Origin of the sequence: Myxococcus sp. AM009, assembly GCF_013372605.1 — a bacterium.
In the GTDB taxonomy this organism is placed as follows: Bacteria; Myxococcota; Myxococcia; order Myxococcales; family Myxococcaceae; genus Myxococcus; species Myxococcus vastator.
Genome location: NZ_JABXEP010000047.1, coordinates 16,625 through 36,444, shown reverse-complemented (window position 1 = coordinate 36,444; position 19,820 = coordinate 16,625). Strand labels below are relative to the sequence as shown.

Here is a 19,820-nt window from a genome sequence, read left to right as displayed (position 1 = left end):
GGCTCAGTGGCTCCCTTGGTTCGCGGCGGCGGACGCGGCGGGCTCGAGGGCGGGGTTGGGATTTCGGACGCGGATGAGGTGCGCGGTGCGCGGGCGGGTGCCCAGCTCGTGGAGCAGCTTGTACGCGCGCTCATCTTCGTGGAGCTGCGTGACGCGCTGCTGCTTGTCGTTGAGGGAACCGAAGGTGATGGCCTGCGTCGGGCAGGTCTGCTGGCAGGCGGTCTGCAGTTCCTTCTCGTTGATGACGCGCTTCTCCACGCGGGCGTCGATGCGCACGCGCTCGATGCGCTGGACGCAGTACGTGCACTTCTCCATCACGCCGCGGTTGCGGACGGTGACGTCCGGGTTCATCAGCATCTTCTCGGTGGCCGTCTTGTCCGCCGTGTAGTGCAGGTAGTTGAACCGGCGCACCTTGTACGGGCAGTTGTTCGAGCAGTACCGGGTGCCGACGCAGCGGTTGTACACCATGTCGTTGAGGCCCTCGTCCGAGTGCACGGTGGCGTTCACCGGGCAGACGTACTCGCAGGGGGCCTTCTCGCAGTGCACGCACATCACCGGCTGCATCACCATCCGGGGGTCGCTCTCGCTGCCCTCGAAGTAGCGGTCGATGCGCAGCCACTGCATCTCACGGCTGACGGAGACCTGCTGCTTGCCCACGACGGGGATGTTGTTCTCCGCCTGGCAGGCAATCACACACGCGCTGCACCCGGTGCAGCGGGACAGGTCGATGGCCATGCCCCACTTGTAGCCCTGGGGGTTGCTGGGGCCCTTGTCGTAGTCGAAGGCCGGCAGGTTGTCCTGGACGCCGAACTTCAGCTCGCCCTTGACGCGGTGGAGCGTGTGCTCCGTCGCGGTGGACGGGTTCTTCAGCTCGGACAGCGGCATGTCCAGCGCCAGCGGGCGGTTCTCCATCCGCCAGTGCGTCTGGGTCAGGCTGAACTTGTAGCTGCCGCGCACCTTGGTGAGCGTGGCGCCGCCGTCGAACCAGGGCGCCTTCAGGGTGCGCACGGCGTTGGCGTTGAAGCCCACCGCCTTGGCCACCTGCTCGTGCAGGCCGTCGCGGCCGTAGCCCAGCGACATCGTCACGGTGTCGTTGGCGTGGCCCGGCGTAATCCACACCGGCACGGTCAGCTTGCGGCCGCCGTAGCTCAGCTCCGCCAGGTCACCGGGCTCCAGGCCCAGGCCCTTGGCGGTCTCCGGGCTCAGCAGCGCGGCGTTGTCCCAGGTCATCTTGGTGATGGGGTCCGGGAGCTCCTGCAGCCAGGAGTTGTTGCCGAAGCGGCCGTCGAAGATCTTGTAGTCGTAGACGAAGTTGATCTCGAGCTCGCCCGCGGCGGGAGCCGAGTAGCCCGTCACCAGCGCGGAGGCGGCGCCGAAGTCCGGAGCGCCCTGCACCGGGGCGGCCTGCGTGCCGGGGATGGCGCCATCCGACACCCAGCTCTCCCAGCGGGCCTCGAAGTCACCCTGTCCTTCGGCCTGACCCTGCCAGTAGTCGCGCAGCATCTGGTACGCGGGGCGGTAGGGCTCGTCGAGGAACATCGCCAGCAGCTCGGACTCCGCCACGCCGTTGTAGAGCGGCTGGATGAGCGGCTGGGCAATGGCCACGGTGCCGTCGAACGAACGGCCGTCGCTCCACGTCTCCAGCGGGTGCGCCGCGGGGACGAACCAGTCGACGTACTGGCTGGTCTCGTCCTCGTAGAGGCCCGTGTAGAGGACGGTGAGGTTGCCACGGTTGGGGTTGGTCGCCGGGTCCAGCAGCTCCTTCAGGCCCGTGTCCGCCGGAACCGAGAACACCGGGTTCCAGCTGGTGATGACCAGCGTGTCCACGCGGCCGGCCGTGAGGTCCTCCACCAGCGCACGGACCTGGCTCAGGCCCTCCTGCTCCGCGATGGACGACTGCACGTACTTCACCGTGGTGCCGGTGTTGCCCAGCGCGGCGTTGATGGCGTGGGCCAGCGCGTGGACCGCGGCCGGCTGACGCTCACCCGCGACCACCAGGCTGCGGCCAGGACGCGCGCCGCGCAGGTCCGCGACGACCGCCTGCACCCACTTGTCGTGGTCCGCCTTCAGCGACGCCTTGCTGGCGGCGGCGCCAGCCAGCGAAGCGGCGGGGCCCCCCACGGCCTGCGCCACCGCGGCGGCGACCGCGAGCACTTCCTGCGACTTCACGCGCAGGCGGTGGTCGGCCATGCCGCCGGTGATGGAGAAGCGGGCCTCGGCCACGTAGAGCCGGTTGAGCGGGCCGTTGTTCGGGTCGCGGCGGTTGGCGAACTGGCGCGCGTAGGCCAGGTTCTCCGGGCGGCTCTCCAGGAAGTCCGCGTCCAGCGCCAGGACGATGTCCGCCTGGGCGAAGTCGTAGATGGCCGTGACGGGCTGTCCGCCGAAGAGCGCGCGGGCCGCCTCTGCCTGCGTGTCGTGCGTCTGCGCGGTGTAGCTGTGGAAGCGCGCGTTCGGCAGCTTCTTCAGGATGCGGTTGCGCAGGTCGCCGGTCAGCGGCGAGTTGCCGGGCTCGGACAGGAAGCGCACGCGGCTGCCACCGTCACCGGCGGAGGCCTTGTTGGCGCGGTTGGCCAGCTCCTCGCGCAGGACGCGAAGGGCGCGGGGGCTCTTGCCCTGACGGAGCACGCGGGCGCGGCTCGGGTCGTACAGGGACAGCAGGAACGCCTGCTCCCAGGGGCCCGCGGCGCCCTGGTTGACCGGGTGGTCCGGGTTGCCCTCGATCTTCACGGGGCGACCCTCACGGGCGGTGATGAGCAGGCCGGAGGTGTGACCGGCCAGCGTCATGCCGGACGCGTAGTGGAGCGGGTTGCCCGGGACGAGCTCGGGAGGCGTCTTGGTGTACGGCAGGAGGCGCTCATCCACCGGACGGGTGCTGCACGCGGTGGCGCCGGCCAGGGCCAGCGAGGCACCCAGCAGGTGCATGAACTCGCGGCGGGCGAAGCCGGTGGGCGCCAGGTCCGCGCCGGCGGGGAACTCCGGCCGCGTCTCTTCCAGGTAGTCGGGCGCGCCGAGCTTCTCCTCCAGGCTGCGCCAGTACGTCTGGCCATAGCCGGGCTCGGAGGAGGAGGCATTGGCGGCCGCGTGCTCGAGCGCCTCGCCGACAACGTCGGACGCGGCGGCGGGCCGGTCCGTGACGACCGGGAGCGCGAAGGAGGAGGGGGTGTCCTGCGACGGGGCGCCGTCGCGCTTCGTGTTCATCGGTGGCATGTGGAGCAGCTCTCGCGCGAGTGGACGTCGTACGCTTCTGCCAACTGGCGGCCAAGCTCAGCGGCCTTGGCCTTGTCTTCGGGCGGGGTCCACGTCATGGACGTGATGAACTCCGCAGGACGCAGGTGGGGCTCCGGATTGCGGTGGCAATCCAGGCACCAGGCCATGGTGAGCGGCGCGGCCTGCTCCACGGCGGCCATCTGGTCGACGCGGCCGTGGCAGGTGGCGCAGCCGACGCCCTTGGCCACGTGGATGGAGTGGTTGAAGTAGACGAAGTCCGGCAGGTTGTGCACGCGGACCCAGGGGATTGGCTGGTCGGAGAAGAACGCCTTGCGGACCTCGGTGAGGTACGGGCTCTTGTTCCAGACCTGTGCGTGGCAGGACATGCACACCGTGGTGGAGGGGATGCCCGCGGAGGGCGACTCCTCGACCGTCCAATGGCAGTACCGACAGTCAATCTGCTCATCACCCGCGTGGTGGCGGTGATCGAACTCGATCGGCTGTTCAACGGGCCGCTGCTGGCCAGTGACGTACGGCGAGCGCACGTAGGCCATGAGACCGCCGATGCCGATGGCGGGCACGGCAAGGAGCGCCGCGGCTGACAGCCGCGACACCGTGTTCGTCCAACGTGGGAAGAGAGGGCCGCTCATACCAGGACCATGGGCAAGGGGGCTTCGACAGAAGCAGTGACGGGAACGAAAGGCGAGGCGTGGGCGTTGCCGGGCGCGGGCGTCCCGGTGATAACGGGCGTCATGCCGGGAGCCCTTGCCTTGGTTGCACCGGGCGCAGGCCAGGCCCAGGTTGGTCAGCGCCTCGGTGCCCCCGGCCGTCTTCGGGAGGATGTGCTCGATGGTGGCGCGGCTGATCGGCTCGCCATCCAAGCCGACCCATAAGTGCGCGTTGCAGTGCAGGCACTTGCCGAGCCACGCCTCGCGGCCCCGGTGGTCGGCGCGCTCGAAGGTATTATCCGTTTCGATGATACCCAGTATCTTGCGACGCTTGGCGTAGCTCATCCTACACCTCGACGACTGCGGGGCCGGCGACGGCGAAGATGCGATCGCCCGCGCGGCGGGAGACGTTGGGTCCACCGGTGAAGGCACTGAAGGCCGGGAGCACGCCCACGCCGTGTCCCACCTGAAAGCAGGGAAGTCGCAGTGTGTCGCGCTTCCCACCCAGCCGCACCATGGGGTGGAGGTGACCTGCCCATACATAGCGGCCGGACACGGGCTCCGGATGGTGGGCGAAGTGGAACGGGCCTTCGTCGATGGCGGCCTCGCGGACGTCCAGGCGCCAGCGCTCGGGCAGCGTCTTCATGTGCCGGTCATGGTTGCCCCGCACCAGGACGCACGCCACGGAGGCGTGGGACTCCCGCCACACGGCCAGCCGCTCGACCACGGCGGGGGTGAGCCCCTGGCGGGAGTGGATGAGGTCGCCCAGCAGGAGCAGGCGGCGGGCACCGGTGGAGGTGAGCGCCGCGGACAGGCGGGTCAGGTCGTCCTCCAGCACGCCCGTGGGCAGGGGGATGCCGTGCTGCTGGAAGCTCTCCGTCTTGCCCCAGTGGAGGTCCGCCACGGCCAGGGTGCCGGTGTCGGGCCAGTACAGGGCGCGCTCCGGGAGCAGCTCCAGCAGGGTGCCCGCTATGCGGACCTGGCATCTTCGCGAGTCCATCGCTCCTTCAACCGCTCCACCCGCTCCAGCAGGGACTCGCTGGACAGGCTCGCGCTGATGCGCTCGACGACGAGGGGGAAGCCCAACGGCGTGGGCCGGCGGACCTGGATGAGCTCCAGGGGCGCGGCCTGAAGCCGCTCCAGGGTCCGCGCCAGGCGCCCCTCCTCGAACTGTTGCTCCAGCACCTCCCGGCGGGCCTGGACGAGCAGGAGGTTGTCCGGGTCGTATTTGATGAAGACGTCGTGCAGCAGCGACGCGCTGGCCTGGACCTGTCGCGAGGACTTGCGCGCGCCGGGCAGGCCCGGCGGCACCAGCCCGGCGATGCGGGCGATGTCTCGGAACTGGCGCTTCGACAGCTCGCCGACGTTGACGCTCTCCAGGACGTCCGCCTCCAGCCGCTCGCGGGTGAAGAGGGCGGGGCGCAGCGCCTCCTCGAAGGGGAAGGGCGTGGGCGTGAGCAGCTCCAGGCCGTAGTCATTCACCGACAGGGTGAAGGTGGCCTTGCGCAGGCGCGTCAGCCGCAGCGCGAGCAGCGCCGCCAGTCCCTCGTGCACCCGCCGTCCTTCAAAGGGGTAGAGGAAGAGGTGGTGCCCGTCGCGCGTCTGGCACGCCTCCGCCAGCAGGAGGTCCGCCGCGGGGATGCGGGACAGGCGGGCCTGCGCGTCCAGCACGGGCCAGGCCGCGGCCAGCTCGTCCGAGGTGACGTCGCCATGGCGCGCGGTGTCCAGCGTGCGCCGAACGGCGGCGGCCAGTGAGCTGGACAAGGGCAGGCGGCTGCCGCCCCAGCGCGGCGTCTGGGTGACCTTCGTCTTCGCGGGCCGCACGTAGGCGGTCATGTCCTGGAGGCGGCTGAACTCCAGCTTCTTCCCCGCGAAGATGAAGGTGTCGCCCGGCTTGAGGCGGCTGACGTAGGACTCCTCCACGCTGCCCAGGCGCCCGCCGCTCCAGTAGCGCAGCTGCACCACGGCGTCGGAGGTGATGGTGCCGATGTTGAGGCGGTGCATGCGGGCCACGCGCGCGTCCGCGACGACGCAGCGTCCCTCCTGCTCCACCACGCGGCGGAACTCCGGGTAGGCGCGCAGCGTGGGGCTGCCCTCGCGGACCAGGGACAGGGTCCACGCGAACGCCTCGTCAGTGAGGCTGGCGAAGGCCGCCGCGGTGCGCACCTCGTCACGCAGGGCATCGGGCGTGAAGCCGCCGCCCATGGCGCACGTCACCAGGTGCTGCGCCAGGACGTCCAGCGGCTTGCTCGGAGGCGTGCGGGCCTCCACCTCGCGGCGCAGGAGCGCGTCCTTGGCGGCGGCCATCTCCACCAGCTCCAGCGCGTGCGTGGGGACGAAGAGGATGTGGCAGGTGGCGCCGGGACGGTGGGCGCCGCGGCCCGCGCGCTGCATCGTCCGGCCAATGCCCTTGGGGCTGCCCACCTGCACCACGCGCTCCACCGGGCCGAAGTCCACGCCCAAATCCAGCGACGAGGTGCACACCACGATGCGCAGCGAGCCTTCCTTGAGGCCGCTCTCCACGCGCTCGCGCTCCTCGCGGTCGATGGAGCCATGGTGGAGCGCGATGAGGTGCTCCCACTCTGGACGGACGAAGCGCAGGCCCTCGAACCAGCGCTCGGCCTGGGAGCGCGTGTTGGTGAAGATGAGCGTGGAGCGCTCCGGGTCCAGCCACGCGCCCACGCGGGCGAGCATGGAGAAGCCCAGGTGGCCCGCCCAGGGGAACGCATCCACGGACTCGGGCAGCAGCGTCTCCACGACGACGGGCCGCTCCAGCGCCGCGCTCACAATCGTGGGCGTCAGGCCGGTGCCCACGGCGTGACGCGCGGCCTCGTCCAGGTTGGCCAGCGTGGCGGACAGCGCCCAGGTGCGCAGGCCCGGGGCGAAGTGGCGCAGGCGGGCCAGCGCCAGCTCCAATTGCGAACCCCGCTTCGAGCCGAGCAGCTCGTGCCACTCGTCCACGATGACGGAGCGCAGCGACGCGAACAGCTCCGGGGCCCGCTCATGCGTGAGCAGGACGCACAGCGACTCCGGCGTGGTGATGAGCACCTGCGGCAGCCGCTCCCGCTGACGCTGGCGCACCGAGGAGGACGTGTCGCCGGTGCGGCTCTCCACGGTGATGTCCGCGTCGAGCACGGTGAGGGGCTCCCGCAGCGCCTTCTCCACGTCCCGGGACACCGCGCGCAGCGGCGTCACATAGAGGAGCTGAAGCCCGGGCTGTCGATGCGCCGCCACGTCCGCGAGCGGGCCCAGGTAGGCCGCGTACGTCTTGCCCGCGCCAGTGGGGACGTGGAGGAGTCCGCTTTCGCCGCGCGCGTGGGCGGCCCAGGCCTCTTCTTGAAACGGATAGGGCGTCCATCCCTTCGCGCGGAACCAGGCGCGCAGGGCCTTGCGACTGGCGGCAAGCTGCGCCCGCGGCGAGCGAGGCCTACCCGCTGGCATGGAGCAGCGCCTTGAGCGAGTCCAGCGTGTCCGCGTCCCGCGGCTTCTTGTCCGTCCGCCAGCGGGCGATTCGGGGGAAGCGCAGCGCGACGCCCGACTTGTGACGCGGCGAGGACTGGATGCCCTCGAAGTGCAGCTCGAAGACCTGTTCGGGCTCCACCGAGCGCACGGGGCCGTACTTCTCCCGCGTGTGCGCGCGAATCCACCGGTCCAGCCGGCCCATCTCCGCGTCCGTCAGGCCGGAGTACGCCTTCGTCACCGGCTGGAGCTCCGTGCCGTTCCACACCGCGAAGGTGTAGTCGGTGTACAGCGACGCGCGCCGGCCGTGGCCCGGATGCGCGTACAGCAACACCGCGTCCACCGTGAACGGGTCAATCTTCCACTTCCACCAGTCGCCCCGCTTGCGTCCGGTGAGGTACGGCGACTCCAGGCGCTTGAGCATGAAGCCTTCGACGTTGCGCGCTCGCGCCTCGCCCCGCGCGGTGGCCAGGTCCTCCCAGGTGGCCGCTGGCACGACGGGCGAGACAGGCAGCCGCGGCACGTCCTTCAACAGCGCCTCCAGCTTCGCGCGCCGCTCGCGCAGCGGCTGGCTCCGGAGGTCCTCGCCTCCCAGCTCCAGCACGTCGTAGGCGATGAAGGCCGCTGGGGCTTCGGCCAGCACCTTGGGCGTCAGCTTCTGCCGGCCGATGCGCCGCTGGAGCAGGGCGAAGGGCAGGGGCGCTCCGTCCGCGTAGGCCAGCACCTCGCCGTCCAGCACCGTGCCCTCGGGCAGCGCCGCCGAGGCGTCCGCGATTTCAGGGAAGCGCTCGGTGATGAGCTCCTCGCCCCGGCTCCACAGGTGCACGCCGCCCTCGCGGCGGATGAGCTGGCCCCGGATGCCGTCCCACTTCCACTCCACCAGCCACTCCGCCCGGTCGCCCAGGTCTCCGGGTGGCTGCTCCAGCGGTGACGCGAGGTAGAAGGGGTAGGGCCGGGAGCTGTCGCCGTCCGACTCGTCCTGGGACACGAGCTGCCGGAAGAAGGTGGGCGAGGGCGTCCATGTCCCCATCAGCCGGTGCGCCACGCTGGGCGCGGGCAGGCCCGCCACCTGCGCCACCGCGCGGACCACCAGCGTGGAGGACACGCCCACGCGCAGCTCGCCGGTGAGCAGCTTGTTGAGCAGGAACAGCTCGCGCCGGGGCATGGCGTGCCACCAGGAGACCACCTGCTCGCGTTGCCCGGCGGCATCCAGTTGACGCAGCGGCAACAGGCGTTGCTCCAGCCACGTGGACAGGGGCAGCTCCTCGGTCCGCGCCGGGCGCTCGCGTGCGTCCAGCAGCAGGGCAATCACCTCCGCCAGGTCGCCCACGGAGGCGTAGACCTCCTCGAAGAGCCAGCCGGGGATGCCCGTCAGCTCCTGCGTCCACCCCACCAGCAGCTTCGTGGGAAGCAGCCGCTTCAGCTTCTGGCCCGTGAGGAAGTAGAGCGCCCACGCCGCGTCCTCCGGGGGCGCTTCCTGGAAGTAGCGCGCGAGCGCTTCCACCTTGGCGTTGGTGGAGGTGGTCTGGTCCAGCGTTTCATAGAGGTCCGCCAGTCGCCGCACGCGTCAGTCCTCCGCTTCGCCTTCGAAGGGCGTGGCCAGGGGCGCGGCGTCCACGCCCTGTTCGCGCAGGTAATGGGCCAGCGGCTCGGTGTAGCCGTGCGTCACCAGCACGCGCTCCGCCTGGGTGTCCTTCACCGTGCGCAGCAGGTCCGGCCAGTCCGCGTGGTCCGACAGCACGAAGCCGCGGTCGAAGCCCCGGCGGCGGCGGTTGCCGCGAATGCGCATCCAGCCGGACGCGAAGCCCGTCTCGTACTCACCGAAGCGGCGCATCCACGTGGAGCCGCTCGCGCTCGGCGGCGCCAGCACCAGCGCTCCCGCGAACGAGGTGCCCTTCTCCACCTCGGACACCCATTGCGTGGGCAGCATGCGGACGCCCGCGTCCCGGTACACGTCCACCAGGGCGTGCAGCGCGCCGTGGACGAACACGGTGCGGTCCGTCCGCTTCGCCAGCTCCGCGAGCAGCCGCTGCGCCTTGCCCAGCGCGTAGCAGAACAGCACCGCCGCGCGGCCCAGCGCGCGGTTGACGTCCCACCAACGCAGGATGTCCTCGGCCACCTGCTCCGTCGCGTCCCAGCGGAAGATGGGCAGGCCGAACGTCGCCTCGGTGATGAAGGTGTGACAGGGGACGACCTCGAAGGGCGCGCACGTGGGGTCCGGCGCGCGCTTGTAGTCACCGGACACGACCCACGTCTCCCCGCCGTGCTCCACGCGCAGCTGCGCGCTGCCCAGCACGTGGCCCGCGGGATGGAAGCTGATGGTGACGCCGTTGATGCTCAACCGTTCGCCGTAGTCGAGCGTGTCGATGGTGGCGTCCGCGCCCAATCTCCGGTGCAGCAGCCCCTTGCCTGCCCGGGCGCCCAGATAGTGGCGGCTGCCACCGCGGGCGTGGTCACCATGCGCGTGGGTGATGAGCGCCCGGTCCACCGGACGCCAGGGGTCGACGTGGAAGCCGCCGGGAGCGCAGTAGAGCCCCTGAGGCGTCACCGTCATCAATGGAGCGGAAGGCGCGGCACGCAAAGTCCCATTCAGATAGCGAGGGGCTCGGAGGCGGACCACCGGGGGTGGGACTTCGCCTCACCGGCGGGAGCTCCCCGGGCTGCTCTTCGGGCACCCGCTGGCCGGGGGGGCTTGCGCGACGGATGCAGAGGAATATCGGACCGCTTGGAGGACTCCCCTTGGACGGGGGATAACCCCAGTTCCCCCCTGCCGTGATGCGCGGTGGGAAGCGAGTCAACGACGATGGATGCACAGGAGCGGAAGTCAGCCTACCGACGGCGCGCGGAGCAGGGCGAGGCGGTGCCGGTGTCGGTGGAGCTGCCGGCGGACCTCGACACGCCGCTGTCGGCCTACCTGAAGCTGGGCGGTGGTTCGCGCGGCTTCATCCTCGAGTCGTGCTACGGCGGCGAGCGGTTCGGCCGCTACAGCCACATTGGCGCGGAGCCCGCGGGCCGCGTGCGGCTGGACCGCGGCGGCGCCACCTTGTGGCGGGGCTCGAACGAGGAGCGTCGGGACGGCAAGCCCCTGGACGTGCTGCGCCAGCTCTGGCGCGAGCTGGCCGTGGCGCGGCTCCCCGGTGAAGCGCCCTTCCTGGGCGGGCTCGTGGGGTACATGGGCTACAACTGCTTCTCGTGGCTGGAGCCCACGGTGCCGGACCGGCACTCCAGCGACCTCTCCTTCCCGGACTCGGAGTGGCTGGTGTGCGAGGACTTCGTCACGCACGACACCCGCACCGGGACGCTCAAGGCCACCGCCATTGCCCGGCCGTCGCTGCACGGCAGCGTGGCCGCCGCGCTGCAGGACGCGGAGGCGCGCGCGCGGGCCATGGCGGACCGGCTGCTGAAGCCGCTGCCTCCGGAGGCCTACGCGCCGGCGCCGCGCATGCGTGGGGACGTGGCGCCCACCGCGTGCTGGGAGCGCGCGGGGTATGAGGCGGCGGTGGCTCGGGCGCAGGAGTACATCCGCGCCGGAGACATCTTCCAGGTCGTGCTCGCGCGCCGCTTCGAGTCCCGGGGCGCGCCGCCGCCGCTGTCGCTCTACCGCGCGCTGCGGCGGGTGAATCCGTCGCCGTACCTCTTCCTGGTGGCGCTGGGCGAGGCCCGCGCGTTGGTGGGCGCATCGCCGGAGCTGCTGGTGCAGGTGCGTGACGGGGACGTGGTGGTGCGGCCCATCGCCGGCACCCGGCGGCGCGGCGCGTCCGAGGCCGAGGACCTGGCCCTGGAGAAGGAGCTGCTCGCGGACGAGAAGGAGCGCGCCGAGCACATCATGCTGGTGGACCTGGGGCGCAACGACGTGGGCCGCGTGGCGGCGCCTGGCTCGGTGCGCGTCGAGGACATGATGCTCATCGAGCGCTACAGCCACGTGATGCACATCGTGTCGCAGGTGCGCGGCAAGCTCGACGCGAAGTACGACGCGCTGGACGCGCTGGCCAGCACCTTCCCCGCGGGCACGGTGTCGGGCGCGCCCAAGATTCGCGCGATGCAAATCATCGACGAGCTGGAGGTCCAGCGGCGCGGGCCCTACTCGGGCGCGGTGGGCTACCTGTCCTTCTGCGGCACGCTGGACGTGGCGATTGCCTTGCGCACCTTCTTCGTGGACGGAGACCGGACGATGTGGACCGCGGGCGCGGGAGTGGTCGCGGACTCCGTGCCGTCGAAGGAGGCGGACGAGACGGAAGCCAAGGCGGGCGCCATGGCCGCCGCGCTGCGGCTGGCGCGCGAGGGAGGTGGCCGGTGATTCTGGTCATCGACAACTACGACTCCTTCACCTTCAACCTCGTGCAGCTCCTGTACACGTTGGGGGCCGAGGTGAAGGTGGTGCGCAACGACGACCTGGATGCTCAAGGCGTGGCGGCCTCGGGCGCGTCCCACCTGGTGATTTCGCCGGGGCCCTGCACGCCGCACGAGGCGGGCGTCAGCGTGGCGGCCATTGCCCAGTCACGCGTGCCAGTGCTGGGCGTGTGCCTGGGGCACCAGTCCATTGGCGCGGCCTTCGGCGGCAAGGTGGTGCGCGCGCCAGCGCCGGTGCACGGCAAGGCGGCGCACATCCAGCATGGCGGCACGGGCCTCTTCGCGGGGCTCAGCGCGGGCTTCGCGGCGGCGCGCTACCACTCGCTCATCGTGGAGGCGCCGTCCCTGCCCGCTGAGCTGGAGGCCACCGCGTGGAGCCAGGATGGCCTCATCATGGCGCTGCGCCACCGCGAGCGGCCCGTGGTGGGCGTTCAGTTCCATCCAGAGAGCGTGCTCACACCGGATGGGCCGGCGCTGGTGCGCAACTTCCTGGAGGGGCGGCTGTAGCTCAAGCGCGCAGGTGCGTGGTGTCGTTCCACGACACGATGGCCGGGCGGCGCCTGTCGCCGTCGTGTCCGAGCACGCTGATGGACGCGGTGCTCAGCAGGAAGAGGCGGCCTTCCCACGGAGGCAGGCCCAGCCACCGCGCCGCGAGCACGCGGAGCAGGTGCCCGTGGGCGAAGATGAGCACGTCCCCGTCCGTCCGGAGCGCGTCGGAGATGACGCTGTCCACGCGCGTGGCCACCTGCGCCGCCGTCTCGCCGTTGGGGACGCCGTTCTTCCAGATGGTCCAGTCGGGCCGCTCCGCGCGAATCTCCGCGCCGGTGCGCCCCTCGTAGTCGCCGTAGTCCCACTCCATGAGGTCCTCGCGCGGCTGGGCCAGGTCGTCGTAACCGGCGAGCGCGCAGGTGTCCGCCGCGCGGCTCAGTGGGCTGGTGTAGACGGCGTCGAAGCGCCAGGCCTTCAGCGGCGCGCCCAGAAGGCGGCCCATCTCCCTTCCGGAGTCCAGGAGCGGAATGTCCGTCCGCCCTGTGTGCCGGCCGTTGTGGCTCCACTCCGTCTCTCCGTGCCGGACGAGTACCACCTGTTTCCCGGGGGTCTTCATGGCGCGCATTCTGGCAGGGCCCGGGCCCGCGCGCAGGCGAAAGCCCGAGGGGCCTCGGGGTGCCGGGACATTCAGTGGGCGATGTATGTCGACGGTAGGAGCGTCTTTCCGCCCCTGCCGTCGAAGAGGCTGTCCTTCAGGTGCAGGTGGATGACGACGCGTGAGCGCTGCTCCAGGGCGCCGCGCGTCGTCGAGAACTGGATGGTTCCGGCTTGGGCGTTGATGAGACCCGCGAGGCGGTCTTCCTTGAACGCTCCCACGTCGTCCAGGCGCACGGTGATGTCCACCTGCTTCACGTACCTGGGCAGGAAGAAGCGCCCCATCAGGTGGGCCTGGTCCGTCTTCGACAGGTCCATGGCGCGCGCGTTGGGCGAGGGCTCGAAGCGGATGGGCTCGCCGAAGGACGTGACCTCGACCTGGCCCATGCCCAGCAGGACCATCTCGTACTGTGCCGCGTCCTGGCCCCGCATGCGGATTTCGAAGGCGTCCAGCACGGGGTCTCCCAACGCTCGCATCAAATCGTCTTCGCTGCTGTCGCAGGCACCTGTCCCCAGCGCCACGAGCAGGCCCGGAACCCACCTGGATTTGGATGGAATCTTCATGACCGCGCTCCCTCTCAGAACCGAGGCTCCTCGGCGTGCTCCATGGCCCGCAGCGGGTCCACCGCGAAGATTCTCTTTCGCAGCGGAATCGCCGTCCGTTTGCCAGAATGGTTGTGCCGCTCCAGCCGCTGTCGCAGCTGCTCCATCCGGCCAGGGTCGAGCGGGGCCGGACTCGCCAGCGCGGACAGGGTGGGCGCGCGCGTGTTGAAGACGCGCTCGTTGCAGACCGCCGTCAGCGCTTCGCGCGCCGTGCGGACCTTCAAGGACTCCGTGGCCGTGCGGCGCGCGTTGTCCGAGGCGATGGCGGGGTTGGCCCAGAGGATGCCCAGGGCACCTGGGAGGGTGGAGACTTCGCCGAGGGCGCCGAGGGAGATGGGGCCGTATGCCAGGCACTCCAGGAGGGCGCTCTCGCTGGCGCCGAAGAACCCGCGGCCCCGGGTCGTCGGCTGCGGGCGAGGCGAGCCCCAGAGGTAGAAGCCACACATCGCGCCGTTCGCGAGCTGCGGCACCGCCCGCGTGAGGAGGGTGGTCAGGTTGCCCGTCATCACGTCCACGGCATGGAAGCCGCTGGCCCTGCGGGTGTCGGGGCCGCTGGTCCCATGGAGGAAGAGCTCGCCGTCGCGTGTGAAGACGGCGGCGCTCATGTGCGGGTCCTCCGCGAGCTCGCCGTCAATCCGCGCGGGCGAGGGATGGTCCGTGGCCACGCCCGTGCGCGGGTCGATGGTGGTCAGCCGCTGGGTGGCGTTGTTGAAGGCGTAGAGCAGGCCGTCCCGGGGGCTCATCGCGAAGTCCGCCACCTGGAAGTCTCCCGGGGCGCTGACCACGTGCTCGGAGAGCGTCTCTCCGGTGCTGGGGTTGACGCGGATGAGGCGATGGGTGCTGGGCTCGAAGCCGGCGTAGGCGCCATCCTTGAGGACGGCGCCCGCGGTCCAGATGGCCGACTGAGGCGCCTCGGTGTCCAGCGGGGCGATGACGCTCGAAGCGCCCGTGGCGTCGACGCGGATGAAGCGGGGCGCGCTGACGCCGTCCGACGCGATGGCGTACAGGCTGTTGTCGAAGGGGTTGAACGCCAGCGCGTTGTAGGGGAGTGCTGCTTCACCCTGCAGCGTCAGCGTGCCGGTGGCGGGGTCGAAGATGTAGAGCCGCGAGGGGGCCGCGGGCCGTCCTTCCGGAGAGCGCGAGGCCGTGGAGAGGTAGACGGTGTCGTCGCAGAACAGGTCGGGCCGAGGGAGGCAGAGCACGTTGGTCCCCGCCTGGCTGGCGCCCGCGTCCCAGCCGATGCTGAAGGTGCTGGTGAAGGAGACCTCGTGGTTGGGCGTCACCGGATTCGCATCATGTATCCCCAACGTGAGACACGCGTCGTAGCTCTCCAGCGTGAGTTCGCATTGGTACGTGACGTGTCCTCCCTCCGGGACCACGAGGGGGGGCGTGGGCGAGCGCGTGCAGTCCTTCAGCAGGGGCGCGGTCGCGGAGCGCAGCTCGGAGGGGCGCTCCAGGTCGATGTTGGCGACGGTGAGCGTGAAGCGCAGCGTCTCCGGGTAGGTGCCGACCGTGTATTGCTTTCGTCCGTTCACGAGCTGCTCGGAGCGGAGGTTGTTGGCCCAGGCGTTCGAGGCCCAGACGGCCCCAATGAACAGGAGCCGGAGCCACTTCCTATCCATCATGGAGGTCTCCACGTCCGTGATTGCAGGGGGACGGGAGCCGGCGGGCTGCAGTCGATGTGCCAGTTATTCTCTTGTTTATTGTGATTCTTGGAGATTGGTGCGCGTGCCTTGGAGGGTGCTTGGATGTTGAGTCGCGTTGTCTGTGAATGCCTTCGGGACGGCGGGAGAATGGCCTGGAGGTCAGGTTTGTGTCCGCCGGGTGGAACTCGATGGCAGGAGGCGCTGACGCCAGCGCGGAGCGTCAGGTCGCGGCTGTGTAGGAATTACAAGAGGGCGGCTGGCATTCGTTCAGGGTTGCAGGCTGCCCGGCCGGACGACGGTGCGCCCGGCCGGGCATGTTCTCCGGCAGTGACTACTGCGTCACGATGATGAGCCGGTCCGCGCGGACGTTGTTGTCCTCGCGCAGTTCCTCCTGGTGATTCCAGGGGTCGGCGATGCCGCCCAGGTAGAAGAACCCGGTGGGGCCCGAGTCCGGAGGCGTGTAGGCCGTCACCGAGGCATTGCGCGTGACGCACTGCCCGGCGTCCAGGGTGTTGACCTGAACGGCGCCGATGACCGTCTGTGATTCGGGGGGGGCCCCCGGTCCGCCTTGAGGTGGGAGCTCGAGTGTGTCGCTGCTCGACAGATACAGGTCCACGGCGGTGTTGCTGGCGGTGGTGGTGCCCTGGTTGCACACGCGCACGGTGGCGGTGAAGGCGCTGCCTGTCCTCACGGAGGTGGGGCCGGAGAGGGAGGTGATGACCAGGTCGGGCCGGTCGCCCACGCCCATGAGTCCGCTCACGAAGGTGTTGTTGTCCTCGCGCAGCTCCGCCTCCATCTGAGAGGTGTCGACAGCGGCGCCCAGGTACAGGGGGTGATTGGGCGACGCCTCGGGGGGCAGCGTCACCCAGGCTGAGGCGGGCTCCGTGACGCACTGCCCTGGATTCAGTGGCTGCACGTTGACGTAGCCAAGGGGCATCTGGGTGTTCGGGTAGGGCATTCCCGAGCCATTCCACTGGGGCATGACCACCCGCGCCTGCGTGGAGAAGAACAGCTCCAGGGAGGTGCCGTTCGAGTACTGCGTCCCCTGATTACAGACTGTCACGGTGGCGGTGAAGGTGCCGTTGGACGGCACGCTCGCCGGTGCGCTCACGGTGGTGATGACGAGGTCCGGGCCGTACCCCACGCCGATGAGTCCGCCCACGAAGGTGTTGTTGTCTCCGCGCAGCTCGTCGTGCGGTGCATGTGCGCCGACGGTGGCGCCCAGATAGAGCGGGCCGTCCGCCACCGCCGCCGGGGGGCGCTGCGCCCAGGAGGGGATGTTCAACGTCACGCAGTCATCCACTTGCAGCGACGGGAGGCTCAGCTCGCCAACCACCTGCTGGGTGTCCGGCATGGGCGGGCCCGGCTCATTCCACGACGGCAGGTGCAGGGTGTCCTCCGTGGAGAGGTAGACCTCCACCAGGGTGGAGGACGACGCGCTCGTGCCCTGATTGCAGACCGACACGGTGGCGGTGAACGCATCGTAGCGCGCCACGCTCGCGGGGCCGGTGACGGAGGTGATGACCAGGTCGGGGCCTTCGCCCACGCTGAGCTGGCCGCTGACGAAGACGTTGTTGTCCTCACGCAACTCCTGCTCGAAGCGATTCGCGTCGACCAGGGCGCCCAGGTAGAGCGGCTGGCCGGGCGTCGCCGCGGGAGGCCGGCTGGCCGTGGCGCTGGCGCTCCCCGTGAAGCACCTGCCGGGGTTCAATGAGGGCACGCTCATGCCGCCGACAGGCTGTTGCGTGGCCGGCAGGGGATTGCCGGGGCTGTTCCACCGGGGCATGACCAACGCCGGCTCCGAGGCGAGGTGCACCTCCACGTCGTTGCCGGCCGAGGGGGCCGTGCCCTGGTTGCACACCGTGACGGTCGCGTGGAACGTGTCGTTGGGCAACACGCTGGCGGGGGCCTGGATGGCGGTGACGACGAGGTCGGGCCCGTAGCCTACGCCCACGAGGTCGCTCACGAAGGTGTTGTTGTCCTCGCGCAGCTCCAGCGTGCCTCCCCACCCGTCGACGATGGCGCCCAGGTAGAGGGGCTGGTCGGGCGTCGCCGCGGGAGGCTGCTGCGCGTGGCCCGGGACCGCCAGCGTGACGCACTGGCCGGCTTCCAGGTACGGGACGGGCAACATCCCGGCAGGCGCCTGCGTCTCCGGGAAGGGGGCGCCGGGGCCATTCCACCGAGGCAGCGCCAGGCCTGCCGTCGTGGAGAAGAACAGCTCCAGGTCCGAGGAGTACGAGGAAGCAGTGCCCTGGTTGCAGACGGTGACGGTGGCGGTGAAGGCGTCATTGGGCTGCACGCTCGCGGGGCCGGTGAGGGCGGTGACGACCAGGTCGGGGCCGTCACCCACGCCGATGCGGCCACTGACGAAGGTGTTGTTCTCCTCGCGAAGCTCTTCGACGTCTCTCCACACGTCGACGATGGCGCCCAGGTGGAAGACCTCGCCTGGAACGGCGGGCGGGAGGTAGGCAGAGCCGGAGGCGTTGCCCGTGAAGCATTGGCCGGCGCTCAACGAGGGAATGTTCAGCTCACCGGCGGGCGTCTGGCCCTCCGGGAGCGGGGCGCCCGGGTTGGTCCAGTCCGGAAAGAGCAGGCTGGATTCGGTGGAGAGGAACACTTGTGCCTGGCTGGGGCTGGACTGCGCGGTGCCCTGATTGCAGACGGTGAGGGCCGATGAGAACGGCTCGTTCCTCCGCACGCTGGCCGGGCCGGTGAGGGCGGTGACGACGAGGTCGGGGCCGTCACCCACGCCGATGACGCCGCCGATGAAGGTGTTGTTGTCCTCGCGCAGCTCCTGCACCGCCGACCACGGGTCGACGATGCCGCCGAGGAAGTAGGCCGTGTTCCAGTTCCCTCCTGGGGACTGGGCCACCGCGGTCCCGGAGAGCGCCCTGCACTCGCCGGGGTCCAGCGGTGGGAGCGTGAGCATCCCAATGGGGGTGCGCATGAACGGCTCGAAAGTGGGGCCACCCTCCGGCGTTGGCGCGTTCAGGAACGTGCTCGTGGAGAGATAGAGCTCCAGCACGTCGGAGTAACTGCTCTGGGTGCCCTGGTTGCAGACCGTCGCGGTGACGGGGAAGGTGCCTGTCCCGACGTTGGCGGGCCCCTTCAGCGCGGTGATGACCAGGTCGGGGCGCTCGCCCACGCCCATGAGTCCGCTCACGAAGGTGTTGTTGTCCTCGCGCAGCTCCGGGACGTTCGACGCCGTGCCGGCGATGGCGCCCAGGTAGAAGGACTCCATTCCGGGGGGCGCGTCGTGGGGTCGGCCCGCGTGGATGACGACGTCGCCAGTGACGCATTGGTCCGGGTCCAGCCCGGGGAGGGTCAGCAAGCCAATCGAGGCCTGGGTCCCATGGTGGCTGTACACATAGGACGGCAGGTCCAGCGTCGGCACCATGGAGAGGAACAGCTCGACGTCGACCATCGAGGTCGGCTCCGTACCCTCGTTGCAGACGGTGACGGAGGCGTTGGCGGAGCCCCAGGGGCTCAGGCTCGGGGGGGCCGTCATCGCGGTGACGACGAGGTCAGGCGCCTGCCCCACGCCGAGGGGGCCCTTCACGAAGACGTTGTTGTCCTCGCGCAGCTCCGGGACGTTCTGCGCGGCATCGACGAGGGCCGCCAGGAAGACGACCCTGTCGAGCGGGCCGCCGGGGGGCGGGGCCGCATCGGCCAGCACGTCGCGTGTGGCGCAGTGGCCAGGGCCGAGCGGAGGCAGGCCCGTCTGGCCCACCATCGTCTGTCCCGGTGGAGGCGGCGTGCCAGCGCCGGGCATGGCGAAGGCGCCATCCACGGAGAGGTGCAGCTCGACGGCGCTGGTGGGCGCGGGCTGGGTGCCCTGGTTGCAAACCCTCACGGTGGCCATGAGCGGGTGGCTGCCCCCGGTGTTGGCGGGCGCGTGGACCTCCGTGACGACGAGGTCCGGCGCGTCCCCCACGCCGATGGGGGCGCTCACGGTGATGTTGTTGTCCTCGCGCAGCTCCGGGGTGCTCTGCTGGGCGTCGGCGATGACGCCCAGGTAGAGCGGCTGCCCGGGTGAGGCGCCGGGCGGCAGCGTCACCAGGGAGGACACCTCGCGGAGGGCGCACCGGCCCTGGGACAGCTCCGGCATGGGGAACGAGCCAATCAGGAGCTGGCCCGAGGTGGGCGGCGGGTTCGGGACGGGCCAGGACACGGTGTCATCCGAGGAGAGGTAGAGGTCCACGGACCCCTGCTCCGACATCGCCGTGCCCTGGTTGCACACCTTGACGGTCGTCGTGATGCCCTGGCCGCTTCGGGCACTGGCGGGCGCGTGGACCTCCGTGACGACGAGGTCCGGCCGCGTCCCCACGCCCAGCACCGTCACGCCGACGTTGTTGGCTTCGTCCAGCTCGACGACGGTCTGCTGCACGTCGATGATGGCGCCCAAGTGGTAGGCGCCGTCCCCCTGGCCCTGCGCGGGCGGCGTGGCGTACCCGGTGAGGCCCCGCGTCTCACACTGCCCCGCCTCCAGCGCGTTCATCTGGACCGTGGCGACGAGCACCTGGTCCAGGGGCGGCGGCAGGCCCGGGTCGGGCCAGGACAGGGTGTCGTCCGTGGAGAGATAGAGGCCCAGCTCGAGCGCGCCGAAGGGCCCCTGGGCGAGCGCTGTCCCGTCGTTGCAGACCCGCACCGTGGCGGTGAACGTCTCTCCGAGCCGAACGCTCGCGGGGCCCCGTAGCTCTCGTATCACCAGGTCGGGGCCAAAGCCCTGGCGCTGGGACTGACT

12 protein-coding genes and 1 pseudogene are annotated in these 19,820 nt (G+C 70.5%); 2 read left to right on the top strand and 11 right to left on the bottom strand.

Features of this window, described 5'->3' with window-relative positions; all coding sequences use genetic code 11:
* Positions 1–3: 3 nt before the first annotated feature.
* The 7 genes and pseudogenes from HV824_RS14230 to HV824_RS14200 all read right to left on the bottom strand — a co-directional run bounded on the left by HV824_RS14230 (position 4) and on the right by HV824_RS14200 (position 9,954).
* Positions 4–3,198, bottom strand: a complete 3,195-nt coding sequence (locus tag HV824_RS14230; protein WP_176419392.1) for a TAT-variant-translocated molybdopterin oxidoreductase — start codon at positions 3,196–3,198, stop codon at positions 4–6.
* Entirely contained in the window at positions 3,195–3,857 is a 663-nt protein-coding gene (locus HV824_RS14225) for a cytochrome c3 family protein (RefSeq protein ID WP_163779600.1), read from the bottom strand. The genes HV824_RS14230 and HV824_RS14225 overlap by 4 nt, the downstream gene beginning before the upstream one ends.
* 66 nt (positions 3,858–3,923) lie before the next feature.
* A pseudogene (locus HV824_RS14220) lies at positions 3,924–4,220 on the bottom strand (HNH endonuclease); the annotation flags it as partial.
* Position 4,221: 1 nt separating this feature from the next.
* The gene (gene pdeM, locus HV824_RS14215; RefSeq protein WP_176419383.1) at positions 4,222–4,875 is read right to left on the bottom strand and encodes a ligase-associated DNA damage response endonuclease PdeM; all 654 of its coding nucleotides are present in this window, start codon (positions 4,873–4,875) and stop codon (positions 4,222–4,224) included.
* Complete coding sequence (locus tag HV824_RS14210; protein WP_176419382.1) at positions 4,845–7,316, bottom strand: ligase-associated DNA damage response DEXH box helicase; 2,472 nt, start codon at positions 7,314–7,316, stop codon at positions 4,845–4,847. Before HV824_RS14210 ends, pdeM begins: the two co-directional genes overlap by 31 nt.
* Positions 7,303–8,898 (bottom strand): ATP-dependent DNA ligase, encoded by a 1,596-nt coding sequence (locus tag HV824_RS14205; RefSeq protein ID WP_176419381.1) that lies wholly within the window; start codon positions 8,896–8,898, stop codon positions 7,303–7,305. Before HV824_RS14205 ends, HV824_RS14210 begins: the two co-directional genes overlap by 14 nt.
* Positions 8,899–8,901: 3 nt before the next feature.
* The gene (locus HV824_RS14200) at positions 8,902–9,954 is read right to left on the bottom strand and encodes a ligase-associated DNA damage response exonuclease (protein ID WP_176419380.1); all 1,053 of its coding nucleotides are present in this window, start codon (positions 9,952–9,954) and stop codon (positions 8,902–8,904) included.
* A gap of 183 nt (positions 9,955–10,137) precedes the next feature.
* Here HV824_RS14200 and HV824_RS14195 point away from each other — a divergent pair, with 183 nt between their 5' ends.
* Together HV824_RS14195 and HV824_RS14190 are read left to right on the top strand one after the other, a co-directional pair.
* Complete coding sequence (locus HV824_RS14195; protein WP_176423502.1) at positions 10,138–11,631, top strand: anthranilate synthase component I family protein; 1,494 nt, start codon at positions 10,138–10,140, stop codon at positions 11,629–11,631.
* Positions 11,628–12,191 (top strand): aminodeoxychorismate/anthranilate synthase component II, encoded by a 564-nt coding sequence (locus HV824_RS14190; protein WP_163779614.1) that lies wholly within the window; start codon positions 11,628–11,630, stop codon positions 12,189–12,191. The genes HV824_RS14195 and HV824_RS14190 overlap by 4 nt, the downstream gene beginning before the upstream one ends.
* 1 nt (position 12,192) lies before the next feature.
* On the opposite strand, the gene HV824_RS14185 is transcribed toward HV824_RS14190, so the two are convergent.
* From HV824_RS14185 to HV824_RS14170, 4 genes are all read right to left on the bottom strand, one after another.
* Entirely contained in the window at positions 12,193–12,798 is a 606-nt protein-coding gene (locus HV824_RS14185) for a histidine phosphatase family protein (RefSeq protein ID WP_176419378.1), read from the bottom strand.
* A 62-nt stretch (positions 12,799–12,860) separates the two neighbouring features.
* The gene (locus tag HV824_RS14180) at positions 12,861–13,391 is read right to left on the bottom strand and encodes a hypothetical protein (protein WP_176419377.1); all 531 of its coding nucleotides are present in this window, start codon (positions 13,389–13,391) and stop codon (positions 12,861–12,863) included.
* Between the two features lie 14 nt (positions 13,392–13,405).
* Entirely contained in the window at positions 13,406–15,055 is a 1,650-nt protein-coding gene (locus HV824_RS14175; protein WP_217917380.1) for a hypothetical protein, read from the bottom strand.
* A gap of 352 nt (positions 15,056–15,407) precedes the next feature.
* Positions 15,408–19,784: a CARDB domain-containing protein gene (locus HV824_RS14170; RefSeq protein ID WP_368738058.1), complete on the bottom strand. Its 4,377-nt coding sequence runs from the start codon at positions 19,782–19,784 to the stop codon at positions 15,408–15,410.
* Between the last annotated feature and the right edge of the window lie 36 nt (positions 19,785–19,820).